Genomic DNA, 19,985 nt, shown 5'->3' with positions numbered 1-19,985 from the left:
CGCCGGGCCCCTCGCCCCCGCTCCCATGAAGGCCCTCTACCCCGGCAGCTTCGATCCGATCACCCTTGGCCACCTCGACCTGATCGAGCGCAGCAGTCGCCTGTTCGAGCAGGTGCTGGTGGCGGTGCTGCAGAACCCCTCCAAACAGCCCAGCTTTTCGCTTGACCAGAGGCTGGCGCAGATCCGCCGCGCCACCGCCCATCTCAGCAATGTGGAGGTGGGCAGCTTCGACGGCCTCACCGTGGAGTTCGCGCGCCGGACGGGCACGGGAGTGATCCTGCGGGGGTTGCGGGCGATGAGCGATTTTGAGTTCGAGCTGCAGATCGCCCACACCAATCTCAGCCTGGCGCCGGAGGTGGAAACGCTGTTCCTGGCCACCGCCGTGCCCCACAGCTTCCTCAGCAGCAGCGTGGTGAAGGAGGTGGCGCGCTTCGGCGGTGAGGTGCGCCACCTGGTGCCCGGCGGAGTGGCGGAGGAACTCGCCAGGCTCTTTAATCAGACATTCCCGCCCCGATGAGATGACCGAGACTCGGATCAGCGTGCTGGAACAGCTCGAACAACTCGAAGAGATCGTGCTGGAGGGCTCGCGCATCCCCTTCAGCGGCGGCCGGCTGGTGAACGAGCAGGACGCCATCGAGGTGTTCGACACAATTCGCGAGAAGCTCCCGGCAGAGCTGCTTCAGGCGCAGGAGCTGCTGGCTCAGCGCGACACGTTCATCGCCAAGGCGCGGCAGCAGGCCGAAGAGATCATGGTGCAGGCCCGCCGCGAGCGGGAGCAGCTGATCAATGCCGCTTCGGTGCGGCAGGAAGCGGAACAGCAGGGGGCGCAGATCCGGGAGCACACCCGCCAGCAGTGCGAGCAGATGCAGCTGACCACCCGTCAGCAGGTGGCCCAGGCAGAGCAGGAGCACCAGACCCGTCAGGCCCAGATGGAGCAGCAGTTCGGTGCGCGCCGCCAGCAACTGGAGCAGGAGGCGATCCAGCGCCGCCAGCAGCTCGACGCCGAGTACACCGAGCTCAAGCGTCAGCTGGGCGACCAGCATGAACGCAGTCGTCAGCAGAGCCTGCAGGAGATCGAGCAGATCCGCCAGGAAGGCTTGCGCATTCAGCGCGAGAGCCAGGCGGAGGCCGAACGCCTGCACAGCGACGCCCTGCAGTTCCGCCAGCAGACCCAGCAGCAGTGCGAACAGCTGATCACCCGCACGCGGCAGGAGGCGGGAGCGGTGCAGGAAGGCGCCAACCGTTATGCCGAGCAGGTGCTGACGGAGCTGGAAACGCGGCTCGTTGAACTCAACAAGGTGGTGCATGCCGGGCGGCGTGAGCTGGGCCGGCTGCAGACCAGCGAGACCCCTCCGGCCAGTGATCGTGCCGTCCTCCAACCCGCCGCTGAGGCTGAAGCCAAGGAGGCTCCCCTCACCAGCCGCGCCCGCCGCGCCGCCTCACGCCTCAGGCAGGTGGCTGGCAGAGGCTGACGATCTGCACGTCGCGGAGCACCCGGCCGATCGTGGTGTTCGGTGAACCGGCTCCATTGGAGATCAGGCTCACGTAGCGGGGGCCATCCGTGGTGTCGAGCACGCCGCTGATCGAACGCACGCCGGTGAGCGTCCCGGTTTTGGCGTGCAGCCGTCCGTCGAGGCTGGTGCCCTTGTAGAGGTTGCGCAGGGTGCCGCGCCGCCCGGCCACGGCCATCGAGGCGATGTAGTTGGAGCCGAAGGGGTGCTGGGCCATGCGCAGAAGCAGGCCGGCGAGCAGGCGGGACGTTAGCCGGTCGCCGCGGTCGAGGCCGCTGCCGCCCATCACCACCACACCTTCGGTGGGCAACCCCTGGGCCCGCAGCCACTGCAGGGCAGCCTGCCGGCTCTGGGGCAGCGACCAGGTGCCGCTTGCCTGCCGCAGCAACACCTCAGCGGTGAAGTTGTGGCTTTCGGAATTCGCCAGGCTGAGCAGGTTGTGCATCGGTGCTGAGGGTTCCTCGTGCAGCAGCACGGATCCTTCCGGCAGCGGCGCAAGGGACGACACCATGGCCAGCTGCACGTTCCGCCCTCCCTGGCTGGTCAGTGTGCGGGTGAGCAGGCGCTGCAGACGACCGGGTGGATTGGCCACAGCCATGTCGATCGCGTTGCTGGTGATGGCCAGCCGGGTGATCGGCGCCCCATAGGCGTAGGCGCGATCCTCCGGATGCCAGCCCTGGGGCCACCAGGCCTGGGGCGGTTCTTCGGCCAGCTCCAGGCGCACGTTGGCACCCGGCAGGCCTGGCCCACCTCCTGAACCAAGCGCCAGCTGGGCGAAGCGCTGCAGCTGGGGCAGATCGAGATCGGGATCCCCCTCGCCTGTGAGGCGCAGGGTGCCATCAGGCAGACGCCAGAGCCGGGTGGTGAGGCGGTAGTCGGGGCCCAGCCGGTCGAGGGCGAAGGCGGAACTGACCAGCTTCTGGTTCGAGGCCGGCACGCGTGGACGCAGGCCGTTCACATCGGCCAGCAGCCGGCCGTTGCCATCGGCCACGGTGACACTCCACACACCGATTTCGGGGCCGAGGTGGGCGCGCACCCGTTGCTGCAGGGCCGGGCAGCTGACCTGGTTCTGCAACTGGGGCAACCCGACGGCCGGCGGCGCCGCCGGCAGGCTCGCCATCGGCATGGCCATGGCCGGAGCGCAGGTGGCCAGCGCCAGCCCGAGGCTGAGGCCGAGGCGGCTGAGCTTCTGAGCGGAACGTGTCATGTCAGCTGACTCCGAGTTTCAGACCCGACACCGTGCCGCCGATGCGGAAGTCACGGCCCTCAAGCTCCACAGGGGCGCCGATCTTGAGGTTCTGGTTGCCGAACACCACGCCACCGCTGGTCTTGCGCCCTTTGCCCTCAAGGACGAAGCGGGCATCAAGCGAACCGAACACGGCCTGGTTGGGGTCGATGGCGGTCACCACCCGTCCGTCGGGCTGGACCGCCACGAGGCGGCGCTGCAGCGGCACCAGCTCCTGCAGCTTCACCGTGCCGTGGGGTTGGTTGCGGATCACGATGCTCACCTCCCCGTCGTTGCGGATCGAGCGGATCAGGGCCTGGGGATCCGCCACCGAGGCTCCTCGCACATCCACCATCACCGTGACCGGCTGCATGGCGCCGGTGGCTTCCGCCACCGCACCGCTGAGCTTCGGGCTCCAGATCACCCCGGCCAGGGCCATCAGCACGGCGGCGGCTGCTCCGACGTCAACCAGACTCCAGGAGCGGCGGGTGGTTTGGGGCTCGGCGGCCATGGCGCAACGTTCAGACACGCAAGCTTAAGGAGCCTGACCAGGGGCCACCAGGGGGGTGGAGCTCCTGAATTCGCACAGCGGTGCGGCCGCAGGCCGTCAGTTCCTCAGACTGCCGAGGAAGCGATCGAGGGCCTGCAAACCGCCCGCCACTGTGGCCGCCTGTCCGGGGCTGAGCGTCTCCGCCACCTGCTCCGCATCGGGCTTCTGCTCGAAGGTCTCCACCAGGCGGTGGCCATCGGGGTCGTTGCGGTACAGCTCCCACGGGCCGGGGAAGCAGCGGCGCAGGGCGCCCTCGGGCAGGGGTAGCAGGGCATAGGCACTGCGCCAGGTGGAGAGGAAGCCTCGCCGCCGCTCCCGCGCCACGCTGCCGATCCCAACGGCCGCATCCTCGAGGCTGCCGTTGAGCAGCACCACTCCGCCGCGATGGTTCAGGCAGAGGCGCTCGACCGCGTCGTAGTCCGACGGGCCTGGCGCCACCAGCAGCAGCAGGATGTCGCCTGGGGCGGCATCGCTCTTTGCGTCGCCGGCAGGGCCCTGAGGGGCGCTGGAATCCCCAGCCTCTGCGCTGGCGACGTCTGAATCCAAAGGCTCTGCTGCAGCCCCAGCTCCAGCAGCAGCCACAGGATCAGCGGCGGCGGCGTTCAACCGCTCCTGGTCCTTCAGGCTGCCGGTGCGGGCGGCCAGATCAGGGGCGTCGCGCTGGGCCAGGGCAGTGGCACCCGCATCGGGGAACACCAGGCGGAACTGCCGCTCCTGCGCCTGCAGGGCCTGGCCGAGCCGCAGCACCAGTGGCAGCAGACGCAACCCTTCAAAGCGGAACTCCAGGGTCCAGCGGCCGTTGGCGCTCTCCGCCAGGGCGGCGTTCAATCCCTCCATGGCCTGGGCTTCGGCGCTGAGCAGATCGGGAGGAAGCACGCTGAATCGGTGGCGGGCGCGCCGACCCTACTCAGGCTGCTCAGCCCTCCCGTTCCAGCCGTTGTCGCGTGCGCGCCTCCAGGGAGTTGCTGGCCAGGGTCACCAGATCATCAAGCGAGCGGCTGTTGAGCAAGGCCTCCACCCGGGCCCGTGCCGCCGCATTGGGGCAGTCGTCTGGTCGCTGACAGCCCCTGGTGCATTCCACCGCGCAGTTGACGGCTGGATCCGCAGGGGCCGCCTCGGGCAGGTTCGCTGGTGCGCCCAACGGGCTGGTGCCGGCAACGCCCGCGAGGCCGCCGCTCGGCGCGGAGGGGGCAGTGCCTTCGAGGCCATCGCTCTCCTCTGCCCGCTCAGCAGCTGCGGGCGCATCGGGCGGCAGCTCACCGAACAGCTCCGGCGCCAGCACCCCGTCGAACACCGGCTCTGCCGGCCCGCTCATGAACAGGTGGTCCGAGCTGGTGTCCCAGTCGATCCAGAGGGTGCCGCCGGGCAGATCGACGCGGGCCGAGCGTTCGCACAGGCCGAGGCGATGACTGGCCACGAGGGTGGCGCAGGCGCCGGTGCCGCAGGCGAGGGTGGGCCCGGCCCCCCGCTCCCAGACCCGCATCACCAGATGGCTGGGGCTGATCGCTTCCACGAAGTGCACGTTGGTGCGGGCGGGGAAGGCCGGGTGGCACTCCAGCAGCGGGCCGAGCCGTTCCAGATCCACCGCTGCCACCGCCTCCACCGGCAGCACCACATGCGGGTTGCCCATGCCGGCGGCGGCCACCGCGAAGCTCTCGCCCGCCACGCTCAGTTCCCCCTGGGGCAGGCCGGCCGAACCGATCGCCAGGGTGGTGGGCACCTGCTCAGGCACCAGGAACGGCGTGCCCATGTCGACGCGCACGGAGCCATCGGCCAGCAGCTCCGGCACGATCAGGCCGGCCAGGGTTTCCACCACCCAGCGGCGGCCCGGTGCATCGCCGTCGCTGTCGGCCAGGAAGCGGGCCAGGCAACGGATGCCATTGCCGCACATCTCAGGCTCGGTGCCGTCCGCGTTGAAGATGCGCATGCGCAGTTCTCCATCGTTCTCGGGAGGGAGCGCCAGGATCACCCCGTCGCCGCCCACACCGAAGCGGCGGTCGCAGAGCAGGCTCACCCGTTCTGGGGTGAGATCAAAACAGAAATCAACGGTGGTGGCGTTGCGACCGTCGAGCAACAGAAAATCGTTGCCCAATCCCTGATACTTGCTGAACGCCAGCATCCCGTTCTCCCAGCAGGCCTGGGTCCGATCTTATGGAGATCACCGCCCTTGATTCGAGCCTTCCGGGCGTACGCCAGCTGCAGCACTGGATCCGGGGCCGCAACCAGCTGGAACTGCTGCTGGTGGATTCCGTGCAGGTCACCGGCTCGTTGCTCTGGCAAGACCCCGAATTCCTGGCTTTGCGCGGTGAACACGAGGGCGACCCGGTTCTGATCAATCGCCGCATGGTGGTGTCGATCCGCTCCACGCCCTGAGCCGGGGGCGCCGGAAACGGCTGTGGCACGATCGGGCGTGAGAGTGAACGGCTGATCCCTGCGGCCGCCGCCAAGTCCGTCGTGCCCGAGAAGCTCGTGTCCGAGAAGGTCATCGCCGAGACCGGCCCCACCGATACGTCCCCTTTAGCCGAGAGCGGCCGCGCCACCGCTCCAGAGGTGGGTCGCTACCAGCCCGCGGCGATCGAGAGCCGCTGGCAGGCCCGCTGGCAGGCCGAGGGGCTGGATGCCACGCCAGAACCCGGCCCGTCGTCTGCCGACGCCCCCGCGGCGACGGAACAGACCTTCTACGCCCTTTCGATGTTCCCCTACCCCTCGGGGAATCTGCACATGGGCCATGTGCGCAACTACGTCATCACCGATGTGATCGCCCGCGTGCAGCGCCAGCGGGGGCGCAGGGTGCTGCATCCGATGGGCTGGGATGCCTTCGGTCTGCCGGCTGAGAACGCCGCGATCGAACGGGGCATCGACCCCGGTGACTGGACCGATCGCAACATCGCCCAGATGCGTCAGCAGTTGCAGCGCCTCGGTCTGTCGATCGACTGGAGCCGTGAGCTGGCCACCTGCCACACCGACTACTACCGCTGGACCCAGTGGTTGTTCCTCCAGTTTCTCGATGCCGGCCTGGCCTACCGCAAGGAGGCCACCGTCAACTGGGATCCGGTCGATCAGACCGTGCTCGCCAATGAGCAGGTGGATGGGGACGGCCGCTCCTGGAGATCCGGCGCGCGGGTGGAAAGGCGGCAATTGCGGCAGTGGTTCCTGCGCATCACCGCCTACGCCGATGCCCTGCTCGACGACCTGCCCCAGCTGCAGGGCTGGCCGGAGCGGGTGCGCACGATGCAGGCCAACTGGATCGGCCGCTCGGTGGGGGCAGAGCTGGAGTTTCCAGTGCTGGCGCCGGACGGCACCACCCAGGACACCACCATCACCGTGTTCACCACCCGTCCGGACACGGTCTACGGGGTGAGCTATCTGGTGCTGGCGCCCGAGCATCCGCTGGTGGCCACGCTCACCGCGCCCGAGCAGGAGGACGCGGTGCGGGTGTTCTGCGAGCGGGTGGGGCTGCAGAGCGAGCAAGAGCGGCTGGCCGACGACCGGCCCAAGCGGGGTGTGCCGCTCGGCCGTTCGGTGCGCCACCCGTTCACGGGGGAGGCGATTCCGCTCTGGATCGCCGATTACGTGCTGGCCGATTACGGCACCGGTGCCGTGATGGGCGTACCGGCCCACGACCCGCGTGATTTCGTCTTCGCCCGCCAGTACGAACTTCCCGTGCGGCGGGTGATCGTGCCGGAGGGAGCCGATGAACACGACTGGGACGGCACCGCCTGGACCGAGCCCGGTGTGCTGATCCATTCCGGGCCGTTCGACGGGCAGCCCTCGGGGCAGGCGAAGGCCGCGATCGTGGCCCATGCGGAAGCACAGGGCTGGGGCCGCGCCCGGGTGCAGTTCCGCCTGCGCGACTGGCTGATCTCCCGCCAGCGCTACTGGGGCTGCCCGATTCCGGTGGTGCACTGCGACCATTGCGGCGTGGTGCCGGTGCCGGCCGAGCAGTTGCCGGTGGAGCTGCCCCGCGGTGTCGCCTTCAGTGGCAAGGGAGCCTCACCGCTCGCCCAGTTGCGCGACTGGGTTAACGTGCCGTGCCCCAGCTGCGGCGGCCCTGCCCGGCGCGAAACCGACACGATGGACACCTTCATGTGTTCCTCGTGGTATTACCTCCGCTTCAGTGATCCTCACAACGAATCACTACCGTTCGCCAAGGCGACCGCCGATCAGTGGCTGCCGGTGAACCAGTACGTGGGCGGGATCGAGCACGCGATCCTGCATCTTCTCTATTCCCGATTCTTCACCAAAGTGCTGCGCGACCGCGGCCTGCTCAGCTTCGATGAACCCTTCCAGCGCCTGCTCACCCAGGGCATGGTGCAGAGCCTCACCTATAAGAATCCGCACACCGGCAAATACATTGCTCCGGCCGATGTGGCCGATGCCAATGATCCACGCGATCCGATCAACGGCGATCGGCTGGAGGTGTTCTTCGAGAAGATGTCGAAGTCGAAGCACAACGGCGTGGATCCCGCGGCCGTGATCGATCGCTACGGCGCCGACACCGCCCGCATGTTCATCCTGTTCAAAGCCCCGCCGGAAAAGGATCTGGAATGGGATGACGCCGACGTGGAGGGCCAGTTCCGTTTCCTGCAGCGGGTGTGGCGGCAGGTTCAGGGCGCCCGCAGCCGTGGCGTTTCGATGGCGGCCACGGTCACTGCCAGCGCCGATCCTGGCGCCGCGGCTGATGCGTCCGAGAGCGACCGGGAGCTGCGCCGTTGCGTACATGCGGCGATCGCTGCGATCAGCGATGACCTGGCCGACGGGCGCTATCAGTTCAACACCGCCGTGTCGGAGTTGATGAAGCTCAGCAATGCCATGGGCACTCACCTGGAGGCTGTCTCGGCACCGGTGGCCGAGGAGGCGGTGCGCACCCTGCTGGTGCTGCTCGCGCCCTTCGCCCCTCATCTGGCCGCGGAGCTGTGGGAGCAGCTGGGCGGGGCCGGCAGCGTGCACCGGCAGGGTTGGCCCGAGCTGGATCCCGCTGCCCTGGTGCAGGACACCATCGCCCTGGTGATCCAGGTGAAAGGCAAGGTGCGGGGCAGCCTCGATGTGCCCGCCGATGCCGATGCCGCCACCCTCGAGCGCCTGGCTCTCGACAGCGACATCGCCCGCAAGTGGCTGGACGGCCAACCGCCACGGCGCGTGATCGTGGTGCCCGGCAAGCTCGTGAACCTGGTGCCCTGAACCTTGCTCCCCTGCGCCCTTGCCCCATGGCCGGTTCAGGCCAGCAGGGCGGCGGCGTGGTGGCGCAGGTGGTCGTCGATGAAGCTGGCGATGAAGAAGTAGCTGTGGTCGTAGCCGGGCTGTAGCCGCAGCTCCAGTGGGTGGCCGGCGGCGGCAGCGGCGCTGCGCAGCTGATCGGGCTTCAGCTGCTGGTCGAGGAACGGGTCGGCGCTGCCCTGATCCACCAGGATCGGCAAGCGCTCGCTGGCCTGGGCGATCAGGCTGCAGGCCTCCCAGGCGGCCCAGCTGCCACGCTCAGGGCCCAGGTAGCGGCTGAAGGCTTTCTCCCCCCAGGGGCAGGTGCTGGGCTGGGCGATCGGCGCGAACGCCGACACCGAGCGATAGCGGCCCGGGTTGCGCAGGGCGCAGATCAGGGCCCCGTGGCCGCCCATCGAATGGCCGCTCACCCCGCGCCGCTCGTTGAGCGGCAGGGCGCTCTCCAGCAGGGCGGGCAGCTCCGCCACCACGTAGTCGTGCATGCGGTAGTGGGTGGCCCAGGGGGCTTCGCTGGCATTCAGGTAGAAGCCTGCCCCCAGGCCGAAATCCCAGGCGCCGTCGGGGTCATCGGGCACGCCCTCCCCCCGGGGGCTGGTGTCCGGGGCCACCAGGGCCAGGCCAAGGGCGGCTGCCAGCCGCTGCGCGCCCGCCTTCTGCACCATGGTCTCGTCGGTGCAGGTGAGCCCCGAGAGCCAGTAGAGGGCCGGCACCCGGGCGCCGGCGAGCGCCTGCGGGGGCAGAAACACCGACACATGCATGCTGCACCCCAGCACGCTGGAGCGATGGCGGTAGCGGCGTTGTGCGCCACCGAAGCACCGGCTTTCACTGATGGCTTCGAGAAGGGAGTCGCTCATGGACGAAAACGCCGCAGAAGGGGACGGATCGGTGCTGGGCTGCCGATGGCCAGTGACGATGCCGGAACGCCTGTGCTGAGGCCAGAGCGGCCGTCAATCGGGGTGGCGCGGTGTGCCCCCAGGTTCAACCGGCGAAATCAATCACCGTGCGGATGCTGGCTCCGGCGTGCATCAGATCGAAGGCTTCGTTGATGCGATCCAGCCCCATGGTGTGGGTGATGAAGGTGTCAAGCGGGATCTCGCCCCTCTGGTAACGCTCCACGTAGCCGGGCAATTCCGTGCGGCCGCGCACGCCGCCGAAGGCCGACCCCCGCCATACCCTGCCGGTCACCAGCTGGAACGGACGGGTGGAGATCTCCTGGCCGGCGCCGGCCACACCGATGATCGTGGATTCACCCCAGCCCTTGTGGCAGCACTCAAGGGCGGCGCGCATCACCGCCACGTTGCCGATGCACTCGAAGGAATAATCCACGCCTCCATCGGTGCGCTCGATCACCACCTGCTCGATCGGGGTGGTGCTGTCTTTCGGATTGATGCACTCGGTGGCACCGAGCTGGCGGGCGATCGCGAACTTGTCGGGATTGGTGTCGATGCCGATGATCCGCGCTGCTCCGGCCATCACCGCGCCGATCACCACCGCCAGACCGATGCCACCGAGGCCGAACACGGCCACCGTGCTGCCCGCCTCCACCTTGGCGGTGTTCAGCACTGCGCCGATGCCGGTGGTGACACCGCAGCCCAGCAGGCACACCTTGTCGAGCGGGGCGTCGCGGTTGATTGTCGCCAGGGCGATTTCCGGTACCACCGTGTATTCCGAGAACGTGGAGGTGCCCATGTAGTGATGAATGGTCTGGCCGTCCTTGGAGAAGCGGCTGGTGCCATCGGGCATCAGGCCCCGTCCCTGGGTGCCGCGGATCGCCTGGCAGAGGTTGGTCTTGCCGGACAGGCAGAAGCTGCAGCTGCGGCATTCCGGCGTATAAAGCGGAATCACGTGATCCCCCACCGCCAGAGAGCTCACCTCCGGCCCCACGGCCTCCACCACACCGGCGCCTTCGTGGCCAAGCACGGCGGGAAAAATCCCTTCCGGATCGCTGCCGGAGAGGGTGAAGGCATCGGTGTGGCACACGCCTGTGGCCACGATCCGCACCAGCACCTCTCCAGCTCGTGGCGGTGCCACGTCGATCGTGGTGATCTCCAGGGGCTGACCGGCCGCCCAGGCCACCGCCGCACGTGAACGGATCATGGACTGCCCCCCGAAACCAGCCCCATCCTGCCCCCAGGGGCTCCGGCTCAGGAGCGGCGAAACACCAGGGAGGAGGGCGTGCCCCAATCGCCGCTGGCCACATAGCCGCGGGGATTGCCGCAGAGGTGGCGCAGGATCCAGAACAGGGGCTCGGGGCTGTCGATGCTGAGCTGCCCCTGAAGGCTGGCCAGATCGTGGGGTTCGCCATCGGCCAGCAGTGCTTCCAGCCGGCTCTGCAGATCCAGGATCACGGCGGCCGCCTTCTTGCCCGCCTCCACGCCCGGCTGGTCGTAGGCGTTGATGTTCACAAGCTCCGCATAGAGCCCCACAGCGCGTTCGAACAGCGCCACCAGGGCGCCCAGCAGGCGGGCATCGAAGCGCCGCATGCTGAGCGTGATGCTCTGCCGCCCGCCTTCAGACAGGGCAGCGCGGGTGCCCTGCAAGAAGCCGTCCAGGTAGTCACCGGGATGTTCCCCGTGCAACGGCGGCACATCGGTGGGATCTTCCAGCACCTCGATGAAGGTGACGAAGAAGTTGTCGATGCCGTCGCGGAGCTGCTGGACGTAGGCGTGCTGGTCGGTGGATCCCTTGTTGCCGTAGACGGCGATGCCCTGGTAGGCGGGTTCACCGTTGCGGTCGAGCCGTTTCCCCAGCGACTCCATCACCAGCTGCTGCAGGTAGCGGCTGAACACCTCGAGGCGGTCGCGGTAGGGCAGCACCACCATGTCGCGGTGGCCCTTGCCGTTGCCCGCCACATACCAGGCCGCAGCCATCAATGCTGCCGGGTTGGCGGTGAGCTCGGGCACCCGGGTGGCCTCATCCATCTCAGCGGCGCCGGCCAGGAAGCCGCGCAGATCTGCCTGGATCAATGCGGCCGGCAGCAAGCCCACGGCGCTGGTGATGCTGGTGCGGCCGCCCACCCAATCGAACATGTCGAAACGGCGGAGCCAGCGCTCCTCCACTGCCAGCCGGTCGAGCTGGCTGCCCGCCATCGTGACCGCCACCGCCTGATCGGCCCAGCTGCCGCCCAGCGCTTCCAGCCGGGCCCGCGCCTGCTCCATGCCAAGCCGCGGCTCCGGCGTGCCGCCCGATTTACTCACCACCACCATCAAGGTGGTGCGCAGCCGCTCGCCGAGGCCGGCCAGGGTGCGGCTGAATCCCTGCGGATCGACGTTGTCGAAGAAGTGAAAGGGCAGGCCCTGACCCTGCTGCTGCAACGCCCGCAGGATCAGCAGCGGGCCGAGGCCGGAACCGCCGATGCCGATCCACAGCACATCGGTGAAGGGCGCCAGGCCCGGCGGCTGGATCTCACCGGAGAGCACCTGCTGGGCGAAGGCTTCAATGCCGTCGATCTCCTGGCGGACGTGGGCGCCGATTCCTGGCTCGGGCGCCAGCTGCGGCGCCCGCAGCCAGTAGTGACCCACCTGGCGTCCTTCATCCGGGTTCGCGATGGCTCCGGCCTCCAGCGCGGCCATGGCCGCGAACGCGGAGGTGAAGGCGGGGGCCAGCTCCTCGAAATGTTGAGGCCCCACTGCCATACGGCTCACATCCAGCCACATCCCCAGCCCTTCGTGGTGCCAGAGCAGCGAACAGAACCGTTGCCACTGTTCCGCCGAAGGCTGCGGCTTGAAGTCTGGAAACGTGGTCATGCGCCCTGGTGGAAGTGACAGGTTCTGGCGATGAACCTATCGGTGGAATCGCCCTCTGAACCGTGACACAGCCCATCGCCGTGAGCCGGAACACGCAAGCGGCGTAATTGTATGGACGGCCACACAAACGGCCCAAGGTGCGGGAGCAGCCAGTGGACGACGGTAGAGTTTATTTAACAATTGACTCCAAAACCCGGTTTGAAGGCCGCCTTGAAGCTACGCATTCCGCTTGGCTCCCTTCGCACACCGGCGTTGCTGCGAGCCTCCAGCTGGGTCCTCGCCCTCGGCCTGATCAATGCCCAGGTGGCCACCGTTCGCCACCCCGATGCTGCCTCGTTGCTCAAGCTGCACGAAGCTGCCCTCAGCACCAGTCTCAATGCCCGCAGCGGCAAACCCGCCAAGCTGGCGATGCAGGGTCTGCGGGCGAATCCGGTCGATTTCACCCCTGAAGAGCTGCGTGAGCTGCAGCGCCGTTTCGGCGTGCATGGTCCCCAGCCGAAGCTGGCCCAGTTGCTCACCCACGGCCTGGATCAGCTCACCCCGCTGCGTGCCCACACGGTCAGCCGCATTGAGGAGCTGAGGCCGGTGATCGTGAGCGAGTCACGTCGGCTCGGCGTGAACCCGATGCTCGTTGCCGCCGTGCTTTTCGACGAGATTCAGCGGGCGAAACCCGGTGAAGATCTGCCGATGGCGGCCGATTCCGGCCTCTTCAAGACCCACGGGCCTGCCCAGCTGGGGGTCGATGAGTTCGTGCATCAGGGCTTGCTGCCTGCCGATGCCAGCCCCGAGGAACGGGCTGCCGCCCGGCGTGAGCTGCTGGTCCCCGAGCGGAATGTGCAGCTGCTGGTGGGCAAGTTTCATCGCCTCTCCACCCTGCTGGGATTCCCCACCGACCGCCTCCTGCAAGCCAGCGCTGGTCCCCGCGATGCCAAGGCGCTCGCCACCCTGGCCTACCTCCACAACGGCAAGCTGGATTACCCCGCCCGCATCCTGAGCTACATGCAGGATCCCGCTCTCCACGCGCTCATCTACGGCGAGCGCAAGCCACAGTTTTCTCCGCTGATTTGAGGCGCAGACGCGATTGGAGCGTCGGTCCCAGAGCTGTTCGTAACGCCAGGTAGGCCTCCGTCAGCCGGACTTGCAAAGCATGCCGAGGGCTGCGAGACGCGTCTGCAGTTCCGACCATCTGAAGCTGCGGGGATCTGCCCGTTCACCCCCCAGATCCACATACCGGTGGGTGGTGATGTTCTGGGGAGCGATGCCGAAACGGCGCATCCAGTCGGTCAGCACCACCGCCAAGGCGTCGTACTGGGCGTTGCTGTAGCCACTGTGCTCCGCGTCGGCATCCTCACCATCAAGCGGTGTTTCCAGGCTCAGGTGCAGGGCGAAGTTGTTCACCGACCCCCCAACATCCGGGTTGGTCATCACCCACTGGCCGTTGAAGGCGGAGTTGCCAGCGCCGAAAGCACGATAAGCAGGATCTAGCGCCTGCACCACCTGCCCGTTCTCCCCGATCATCAGGTGGTAGCTCACCTGGTCTTCGTCGCGGGGGTGGGGGGTAAGGAAGGTCTGCACCGCCGATTGCATGCCGTAGACCGTTTCGTGCAGCACCACCACGCGAGGTGTGGGGTCCACCGGATTGCCGAACGCATCGCTGCGGAAGCGGCTGCCGTAGTTGGTGGGATCGATGGTGAGGCGCTCCATCTCCAGCGGCAGTGCGGCCACCTTCGCCTCCAGGCGACGGCTCAGCGCCGGATCGGCCGTGCATTGGCGCTTCAGAGGGCTCACCCAGCGGTCGTGGGCCGGTGGCGTGGGGGCTGGGCGGGCATTGAGCGACGGCGTGGCGGCCGGGGCCGAGGACCCGGAACGGGGGGCCCCTACCTGCTCGAGCAGCTCCAGCAGGGAGGGGCTGGCGTCGGAGGGGTTGCTGGCGGAGATCTCGCGCCCCAGCCAGCCCAGGCCACCGAGGCCCAGCACGGCTACAGCAGCCAGCGCCACCGCCCCGCCCCGCTCCGGCGCCAGCTGGCGGGCGCGCACCACCAGTCCGCGGACGTGGTTCAGCATGGAACCAACTGCAACCATTGCGTGCGCAGGGCCAAGGCCGCCGCCGGGCCGTCGGGATCCGGCTGCAGTCTCCAACTCTGAACCGCCGGCGCTGCGGGCTGCACAGAAAGACAACGCAGCCTGCCGTGCCGCCCGATCGTGAGGCTGTGGCTGCGGCCTTCCTGCCACCGGTGCGTGAGATCGCTGGGCGTGTGCAGCCGCCAGCCATCCAGGGCTATCAGCTCGTCCGCCACGCACAGGCCCGCCGCTTCCGCCGGGCTGTGGCGCGCCACCTTCTGAACGCTCAGGCTCGAATTGGACGTGCTGCAGGCCAGGCCGGTGAAGGGAGCGGTGTCCTTGTGCGGCACCAGCACCAGGCCCACGCTGTGCAGCGCCTCGTGCAGGGGCGGGTCCTCCTGCCCCTCCAGCCAGGCCGGCAGTTGCTTGCGAAGTTCGGGCAGCTGGGCGGCAAAAGCCTCGATCAGATCGGCTTCGCTGTAGCCCCGCCGCCAGCGGCCGTGCGTCTGCCAGAGCGCGCGCAGCACGGCGGCCAGGGACGAACCGGCCCGGCGCAGCTGCAGATCCAGCACCAGGGCCACGACGGCACCTTTGAGGTAGTAACTGATCTGATTGTCTCCGCTGTAGGCGTCCTGCCGGTAGAGCTTCACCCAGGCTTCCTGGCTGCTTTGGCGCAGGGTCTGGCCGAGCAGGCGGCCGGGAGTGAGCAGGTAGCGGCTGAGCTCAGCGCCCAGGTCGTCCCACAGGTCGGCGTCGGTGCCGATGCCGGCGAGCCGCGGCAGAAACTGGTCGTAGTAGCTGGTCACCCCCTCGGCGAACCAGAGGGTGGGAACGACCATCGGGCGGTCGTAGTCGATCGGGGTGAGCTCCGCTGGCCGCAGTCGCCGCACGTTCCATTGGTGCAGGTATTCATGGCCCACCAGTTGGAGAAACCTGCGGTAGCCGCCGGGCTTGGCCAGCTCCTCCAGGCCGTACTGCAGCACGGTGGCGTTGTCGTGCTCGAGGCCGCCGAAGCCCCGCTCCAGCAGGTGCAGCACAAACAGGTAGTCAGCAGCGGCCGGAGCCGGTTCACCCATCAGCCGGCAGCAGGCGGAGCACACCCCCGCCACGTCGTCGAGCAGTTGTGGGTAGCGCTCCAGCAGCGGATTGGGGTCTCCCCCCACCGCCGACCAGCACACCCAGCGGTGCGGCACCCCGTGCACTTCGAACCCATGCCAGCGGTGCGGGCCTGCCTCCACCGGGGTGTCCACCAGCTGGTCGAAGCTGGCTGCGATCCAGCGGTGTTCGGTCGGTCCGTCCAGACAGGGCAGCGGCACGAACGGCTCCCAGCCCTCTGGCAGCAGCAGGTGCAGGTGGTGCGGCGTCCAGCGTGCGCCGTTCACCTGCAGGGCCAGGGCGGCCAGGGTCAGGCAGGCGTGGTCGTCGTCGAGGTGGCAGGTGCGCACCGTGAGTTCGGTGGCCATGGCGCCGTAGTTCACCTCCACCGGAAGGAGCGGTTTGAGCTGGGCGGTCCACACAGACGGCTCGCGCCGCACCAGCGGCACCACGGCTCCCGCTTGTACCAGCTCCAGGTTCTGCAGCTGGCGCACGTAATCGCGCTGCAGGTAGGAGCCCGGCGTCCACACCGGCAGGTGCAGCTCCAGGGCCTGGTGGATGGGGGTGAAGCGAAGCCGACAGCGGATCAGATGCTGGCGAGACGCCGTCAGATCCAGCGTGAGCTCCACCGGATCCAAGGGCGTCAGGCGGCGAGATGGACGTGAGCCTGGGGCAGCTCGCGCATCGCCTGGGCCAGGGCGACGCGGGCGGCGTAGCTGCGGGTGACCGCCGCCAGGAAACGCTGCACATCAAGGGAGCGGCTCAGCCGTTGCAGATCCCCCACCACGGCCAGGGAGCCATCACGCTGGCGCTGCCAGCCGAGTGCAGCGCCATCCATGCGCACCTTCACAGCCACCGGCATCTGCTCGTCGTTGAAGCCCTGCAGCACACCATCGATTTGAGGGCTCGCACCGAGTTCCTCAAGGGTGGCGACCAAGTGATCGAGATCGCTCACGACCGTTGGCAGGATGGAAAGGTGGGACATGAACCCGATGCCTGCTGCGGCAGACCATAGCGACGTGAATGCCGGCATCCAGTGGCCGTTGTCACAGCCCTGGCCGGCGGCGCATCCTCCGCTGCGGCTGGGAGTGATGGCCTCAGGCCACGGCTCGAACTTCGAGGCGCTGGTGGCCAGTGGCCGCCACGGCGACCTCAACGCCAGCGTGGAGTTGCTGGTGGTGAACCAGCCGGGCTGCGGGGCCATCGAGCGGGCCGAGCGGCTGGGCATTTCCTGGCGTCTGCTCGATCACCGTCGCTTCAGCAGTCGGGAGGCGCTCGATGGCGCCCTGATCGAAGCCTTTGGGCAGGCACAGGTGGATCTGGTGGTGATGGCCGGCTGGATGCGGATCGTCACCCCCGTGCTGATCGAGGCCTTTCCGCAGCGCCTGGTGAACATCCACCCGTCCTTGCTGCCCAGTTTCCGCGGTGTCGACGCGATCGGCCAGGCGCTGGCGGCAGGGGTGACCCTGGCGGGCTGCAGCGCCCACCTGGTGACCGCCGAAGTGGATGGGGGTCCGATCCTGGCCCAGGCTGCCGTGCCGGTGTGCCCCGGCGATGACCATGCCCGCCTGGCGGCCCGCATCCAGCAGCAGGAGCATCGGATCCTGCCGCTGGCGGTGGCACTGGCCGCTGAGCGGCTGGCGCAGGCTCAGGGGTAGAAGGGCAGCAGCGGCAGGCCGGTGCAGGCGGGCAGCCCCGCCAGCAGGTTGAGGCACTGAACGCCCTGTCCGGCCTGGCCCTTCACCAGATTGTCGATGGCGCACATCACGATCAGCTGGCTGGTTCGCGCATCCACCTGCACCGACAGCAGGGCCCGGTTGGTCTGCCGCACCCACTTGGTGGAGGGGTAGGTGCCCACCGGCAGCACCTCCACGCAGGGGCTCTGGCGGTAGGCGGCCTGCAGCAGGGTGGTGCAGTCGGCGGCGGTGAGGCCGGGATCTCGCAGGCGGCCGTAGACGGTGGCCAGCAGCCCGCGCACCATCGGCATCAGGTGGGGGGTGAACTGCAGCCGGATCGGTAGACCGGCCGCGCGGCTGGCTGATTCCTCGATCTCACTGGTGTGGCGATGGCCCACCACGCCGTAGGGCGCCACCGCCTCGCCGGCCTCGGCCAGCAGCAGGTTCTCCTTGGCGGCCCTGCCCCCGCCGGAGGTGCCGGTCTTGGCGTCGATGATGATCCCGCTGGTTTCAATCAGGCCCTGGCTGAGAAACGGCATCAGCGCCAGCAGGCTGGCCGTGGGGAAACAGCCGGGGGCCGCCACCAGCCGGGCAGCGGCGATCGCCTCCCGCTCCCACTCCACCAGGCCGTACACCGCTTCTTCGCACAGGGCGTCGTCGTGGCGGGGATGCTCCTGGGCTTCCGCTGCATACACACTTTTCCACTGGTTCAACGAGCGGTAGCGGTAGTCAGCGGAGAGATCCACCACCTTCACCCCGCGCGCCAGCAGATCGGGCACGAGACGCGAGGCCAGGCCGTTCGGCAGGCTGAGCACCGCCAGGTCGGCCTCCGCGGCGATGGCGTCGGGTTCAGGCACGCGCACCACCAGATCCCTGGCCAGCGGCAGAAACGGCGTGATCGCATTCCAGCGCTTGCCGGCACTGCGTTCTCCACCCAGAAAGGTCACCTCCAGGTGGGGATGGTCATGCAGCAGCCGCAGGCTCTGCAGACCGCCATAGCCACTGGCGCCGATCACGGCCACGCGCCGGGCTGGTTCTGTAGGAGCCATGCGGTAGCAATTGGGAGGGGAAAGCGTACTGGTCGTCCAGCGATCTCTTCACGGTGCGCAGGTGTGCTGGTGGAGAATGAAGGTTGATGGTCCACGTCCCCTGGCTCTCCGTTCCGACCCACTCCACGATCGCGGCAGCGTTGAGGCGTCATCGCCAGCGGCGCAGGTGGGAGGCGTCGATGCTGCAGAAGCGGCCATCCGGTTTGATCCCGTAGCGGATGCCTTGGCGGCCATTCGCAACGGCGAGATGGTGGTGGTAGTGGATGACGAAAACCGTGAAAACGAAGGCGATCTGATCTGCGCGGCCCAGTTCGCCACGCCGGAACAGATCAACTTCATGGCCACCGAAGCCCGGGGCCTGATCTGCCTGGCGATGGAAGGGGAGCGCCTCGATGCGCTGGAACTGCCGCTGATGGTGGATCGCAACACCGACAGCAATCAGACCGCCTTCACCGTGAGCGTGGACGCGGGCCCCGAGAACGGCGTGTCCACCGGCATCTCTGCCGACGATCGGGCCCGCACCATCCAGGTGGCGATCCATCCCCAGAGCCGTCCCCACGATCTGCGCCGGCCCGGCCATATCTTTCCGCTGCGGGCCAAGCGTGGCGGCGTGCTCAAGCGTGCCGGCCACACCGAGGCGGCGGTGGATCTTTCACGTCTGGCTGGGCTGTATCCCGCCGGCGTGATCTGTGAGATCCAGAATCCCGACGGCTCGATGGCCCGGCTGCCGCAACTGCAGACGTATGCCCGCCAGCACGGATTGCGGCTGATCAGCATCGCCGATCTGATCAGCTATCGCCTCACCACCGAACGGTTCGTGCGGCGTCAGGCGGAAGCCATGATGCCCAGCGCCTTCGGTACCTTCCGCGCGATCGGCTATTGCAACGAACACGACGGCAGTGAACACGTGGCGATCGTGAAGGGACACCCGGAACGGGCCACCGGGTCGGTGCTGGTGCGGGTGCACTCGGAATGCCTCACCGGGGATGCCTTCGGTTCCCTGCGCTGTGATTGCCGCCCCCAGCTGGAAGCCGCTCTGCGCATGATCGAAGAGGCCGGCGAAGGCATCGTGGTGTATCTGCGCCAGGAAGGGCGCGGCATCGGCCTGATCAACAAGCTCAAGGCCTACAGCCTGCAGGATGGTGGCCTCGACACCGTGGAGGCCAACGAGCGCCTGGGTTTCCCCGCCGATCTGCGCAATTACGGCGTAGGCGCCCAGATCCTCAGCGATCTGGGGGTGAAGCGGCTGCGGCTGATCACCAACAACCCCCGCAAGATCGCCGGGCTGGGAGGCTATGGCCTCCAGGTCGACGACCGCGTGCCGCTGGAGATGGACGCGGGCCTGCACAACGCCGCCTACCTGAGCACCAAGCGCCTGAAGCTGGGGCATCTGCTGATGCAGCCCCCCGGCCTGGAGCCCCCCCACCCCACCAGCCTCGGCCTCACCGCGGTGCTGGCCTGGCAAGGCAGCGGCAACGATCCCGCCCGCACCGAAGCGGAGCACTGGCCCCAGCTGCGTGCCTGGGCCCAGCAGCGCAGCCTCGATCTGCGGCGGGAGGAGCATCCCCGGCTGCTGGCTCTGCTCCAGCAACCGGAGCTCGCGCTGCTGCTGGCTTCCACCGACGGCCACGCCCTCGGTCGCGGCGATCTCACGGCCTTGCTCGGCCTGCTGGCGGAATGGCCTGGCTGCAGGGCGATCACCCTGCTGCTCACCCCCGATGCCCAGCGGAGCAGCCACCCCAGCGCCACGCTGGAGCCGGAGCTGCGGCCGCTGCTGGAGTTGCGCCAGGACGGGCCCACCCTGCCCCGCCAGCCCGGCTCGCTGCTGCGCTGGCAGTGAGCTGGGCTGGCGGGG

18 protein-coding genes are annotated in these 19,985 nt (G+C 68.4%); 7 read left to right on the top strand and 11 right to left on the bottom strand.

Annotated features, from left to right (window positions below; genetic code table 11):
• Positions 1-25: 25 nt before the first annotated feature.
• Both coaD and CJZ80_RS09785 read left to right on the top strand, forming a co-directional pair.
• Complete coding sequence (coaD, locus tag CJZ80_RS09790) at positions 26-517, top strand: pantetheine-phosphate adenylyltransferase (protein WP_094512839.1); 492 nt, start codon at positions 26-28, stop codon at positions 515-517.
• A gap of 1 nt (position 518) precedes the next feature.
• On the top strand, positions 519-1,472 hold the full coding sequence (locus CJZ80_RS09785; protein ID WP_094512838.1) for a hypothetical protein: 954 nt from the start codon (positions 519-521) through the stop codon (positions 1,470-1,472).
• Here CJZ80_RS09785 and CJZ80_RS09780 read toward each other — a convergent pair.
• The 4 genes from CJZ80_RS09780 to dapF all read right to left on the bottom strand — a co-directional run bounded on the left by CJZ80_RS09780 (position 1,447) and on the right by dapF (position 5,405).
• Positions 1,447-2,718, bottom strand: coding sequence for a D-alanyl-D-alanine carboxypeptidase/D-alanyl-D-alanine-endopeptidase (locus CJZ80_RS09780; RefSeq protein ID WP_094512837.1), 1,272 nt, complete (start codon positions 2,716-2,718; stop codon positions 1,447-1,449). The genes CJZ80_RS09785 and CJZ80_RS09780 overlap by 26 nt on opposite strands.
• A gap of 1 nt (position 2,719) precedes the next feature.
• Positions 2,720-3,247, bottom strand: coding sequence for a DUF4330 domain-containing protein (locus CJZ80_RS09775; protein ID WP_094512836.1), 528 nt, complete (start codon positions 3,245-3,247; stop codon positions 2,720-2,722).
• Positions 3,248-3,343: 96 nt separating this feature from the next.
• Positions 3,344-4,162 carry a DUF1995 family protein gene (locus tag CJZ80_RS09770; protein WP_198948283.1) on the bottom strand — a complete coding sequence of 273 codons (819 nt, stop codon included), beginning with the start codon at positions 4,160-4,162 and terminating at the stop codon, positions 3,344-3,346.
• Positions 4,163-4,202: 40 nt separating this feature from the next.
• Positions 4,203-5,405, bottom strand: a complete 1,203-nt coding sequence (gene dapF, locus CJZ80_RS09765; RefSeq protein ID WP_094512835.1) for a diaminopimelate epimerase — start codon at positions 5,403-5,405, stop codon at positions 4,203-4,205.
• 32 nt (positions 5,406-5,437) lie between these two features.
• On the opposite strand from dapF, the gene CJZ80_RS09760 reads away from it, so the two are divergent.
• Together CJZ80_RS09760 and leuS are read left to right on the top strand one after the other, a co-directional pair.
• Positions 5,438-5,659, top strand: coding sequence for a hypothetical protein (locus CJZ80_RS09760; protein ID WP_094512834.1), 222 nt, complete (start codon positions 5,438-5,440; stop codon positions 5,657-5,659).
• A gap of 177 nt (positions 5,660-5,836) precedes the next feature.
• Positions 5,837-8,467 (top strand): leucine--tRNA ligase, encoded by a 2,631-nt coding sequence (gene leuS / locus CJZ80_RS09755; protein WP_233133016.1) that lies wholly within the window; start codon positions 5,837-5,839, stop codon positions 8,465-8,467.
• A 35-nt stretch (positions 8,468-8,502) separates the two neighbouring features.
• Here the strand turns inward: leuS and fghA are convergent, their stop codons facing one another.
• From fghA to CJZ80_RS09740, 3 genes are all read right to left on the bottom strand, one after another.
• A complete protein-coding gene (gene fghA, locus CJZ80_RS09750; protein ID WP_094512833.1) occupies positions 8,503-9,357 on the bottom strand; it encodes an S-formylglutathione hydrolase in 855 nt (284 codons plus the stop codon).
• Positions 9,358-9,481: 124 nt separating this feature from the next.
• Positions 9,482-10,600: an S-(hydroxymethyl)glutathione dehydrogenase/class III alcohol dehydrogenase gene (locus tag CJZ80_RS09745; RefSeq protein ID WP_094512832.1), complete on the bottom strand. Its 1,119-nt coding sequence runs from the start codon at positions 10,598-10,600 to the stop codon at positions 9,482-9,484.
• A gap of 47 nt (positions 10,601-10,647) precedes the next feature.
• Positions 10,648-12,249 (bottom strand): glucose-6-phosphate isomerase, encoded by a 1,602-nt coding sequence (locus CJZ80_RS09740; protein ID WP_094512831.1) that lies wholly within the window; start codon positions 12,247-12,249, stop codon positions 10,648-10,650.
• Between the two features lie 210 nt (positions 12,250-12,459).
• On the opposite strand from CJZ80_RS09740, the gene CJZ80_RS09735 reads away from it, so the two are divergent.
• A complete protein-coding gene (locus tag CJZ80_RS09735; RefSeq protein ID WP_233132965.1) occupies positions 12,460-13,317 on the top strand; it encodes a helicase DnaB in 858 nt (285 codons plus the stop codon).
• 60 nt (positions 13,318-13,377) lie between these two features.
• Here the strand turns inward: CJZ80_RS09735 and CJZ80_RS09730 are convergent, their stop codons facing one another.
• Genes CJZ80_RS09730 through CJZ80_RS09720 form a run of 3 tightly spaced genes read right to left on the bottom strand, consistent with a single transcriptional unit; the run spans position 13,378 to position 16,390 of the window.
• Positions 13,378-14,313: an N-acetylmuramoyl-L-alanine amidase gene (locus CJZ80_RS09730; protein WP_094512830.1), complete on the bottom strand. Its 936-nt coding sequence runs from the start codon at positions 14,311-14,313 to the stop codon at positions 13,378-13,380.
• The gene (locus CJZ80_RS09725) at positions 14,307-16,034 is read right to left on the bottom strand and encodes a M61 family metallopeptidase (protein WP_094513007.1); all 1,728 of its coding nucleotides are present in this window, start codon (positions 16,032-16,034) and stop codon (positions 14,307-14,309) included. Before CJZ80_RS09725 ends, CJZ80_RS09730 begins: the two co-directional genes overlap by 7 nt.
• A gap of 14 nt (positions 16,035-16,048) precedes the next feature.
• On the bottom strand, positions 16,049-16,390 hold the full coding sequence (locus CJZ80_RS09720; RefSeq protein WP_094512829.1) for a DUF1257 domain-containing protein: 342 nt from the start codon (positions 16,388-16,390) through the stop codon (positions 16,049-16,051).
• A gap of 7 nt (positions 16,391-16,397) precedes the next feature.
• Between CJZ80_RS09720 and purN the strand changes: the two genes are divergently transcribed.
• Positions 16,398-17,063 carry a phosphoribosylglycinamide formyltransferase gene (gene purN, locus CJZ80_RS09715; RefSeq protein WP_094513006.1) on the top strand — a complete coding sequence of 222 codons (666 nt, stop codon included), beginning with the start codon at positions 16,398-16,400 and terminating at the stop codon, positions 17,061-17,063.
• Here the strand turns inward: purN and argC are convergent.
• Positions 17,054-18,130: an N-acetyl-gamma-glutamyl-phosphate reductase gene (gene argC / locus CJZ80_RS09710; RefSeq protein WP_094512828.1), complete on the bottom strand. Its 1,077-nt coding sequence runs from the start codon at positions 18,128-18,130 to the stop codon at positions 17,054-17,056. The genes purN and argC overlap by 10 nt on opposite strands.
• A 247-nt stretch (positions 18,131-18,377) precedes the next feature.
• Here argC and ribBA point away from each other — a divergent pair, with 247 nt between their 5' ends.
• Positions 18,378-19,970 (top strand): bifunctional 3,4-dihydroxy-2-butanone-4-phosphate synthase/GTP cyclohydrolase II, encoded by a 1,593-nt coding sequence (ribBA, locus tag CJZ80_RS09705; protein WP_233133015.1) that lies wholly within the window; start codon positions 18,378-18,380, stop codon positions 19,968-19,970.
• Positions 19,971-19,985: the final 15 nt, after the last annotated feature.

The organism is Synechococcus sp. MW101C3 (genome assembly GCF_002252635.1).
GTDB lineage: Bacteria > Cyanobacteriota > Cyanobacteriia > PCC-6307 > Cyanobiaceae > MW101C3.
This window is presented reverse-complemented; position numbering and strand designations above follow the sequence as displayed.

What these genes read in the sequence shown, in the direction of transcription:
- coaD (WP_094512839.1), top strand. Translation starts at nt 26, where the DNA reads ATGAAGGCCCTCTACCCCGGCAGCTTCGATCCGATCACCCTTGGCCAC.
- CJZ80_RS09785 (WP_094512838.1), top strand. Translation starts at nt 519, where the DNA reads ATGACCGAGACTCGGATCAGCGTGCTGGAACAGCTCGAACAACTCGAA.
- CJZ80_RS09780 (WP_094512837.1), bottom strand. Translation starts at nt 2,718, where the DNA reads ATGACACGTTCCGCTCAGAAGCTCAGCCGCCTCGGCCTCAGCCTCGGG.
- CJZ80_RS09775 (WP_094512836.1), bottom strand. Translation starts at nt 3,247, where the DNA reads ATGGCCGCCGAGCCCCAAACCACCCGCCGCTCCTGGAGTCTGGTTGAC.
- dapF (WP_094512835.1), bottom strand. Translation starts at nt 5,405, where the DNA reads ATGCTGGCGTTCAGCAAGTATCAGGGATTGGGCAACGATTTTCTGTTG.
- CJZ80_RS09760 (WP_094512834.1), top strand. Translation starts at nt 5,438, where the DNA reads ATGGAGATCACCGCCCTTGATTCGAGCCTTCCGGGCGTACGCCAGCTG.
- fghA (WP_094512833.1), bottom strand. Translation starts at nt 9,357, where the DNA reads ATGAGCGACTCCCTTCTCGAAGCCATCAGTGAAAGCCGGTGCTTCGGT.
- CJZ80_RS09745 (WP_094512832.1), bottom strand. Translation starts at nt 10,600, where the DNA reads ATGATCCGTTCACGTGCGGCGGTGGCCTGGGCGGCCGGTCAGCCCCTG.
- CJZ80_RS09740 (WP_094512831.1), bottom strand. Translation starts at nt 12,249, where the DNA reads ATGACCACGTTTCCAGACTTCAAGCCGCAGCCTTCGGCGGAACAGTGG.
- CJZ80_RS09730 (WP_094512830.1), bottom strand. Translation starts at nt 14,313, where the DNA reads ATGCTGAACCACGTCCGCGGACTGGTGGTGCGCGCCCGCCAGCTGGCG.
- CJZ80_RS09720 (WP_094512829.1), bottom strand. Translation starts at nt 16,390, where the DNA reads ATGTCCCACCTTTCCATCCTGCCAACGGTCGTGAGCGATCTCGATCAC.
- purN (WP_094513006.1), top strand. Translation starts at nt 16,398, where the DNA reads ATGCCTGCTGCGGCAGACCATAGCGACGTGAATGCCGGCATCCAGTGG.
- argC (WP_094512828.1), bottom strand. Translation starts at nt 18,130, where the DNA reads ATGGCTCCTACAGAACCAGCCCGGCGCGTGGCCGTGATCGGCGCCAGT.
- ribBA (WP_233133015.1), top strand. Translation starts at nt 18,378, where the DNA reads ATGGTGGTGGTAGTGGATGACGAAAACCGTGAAAACGAAGGCGATCTG.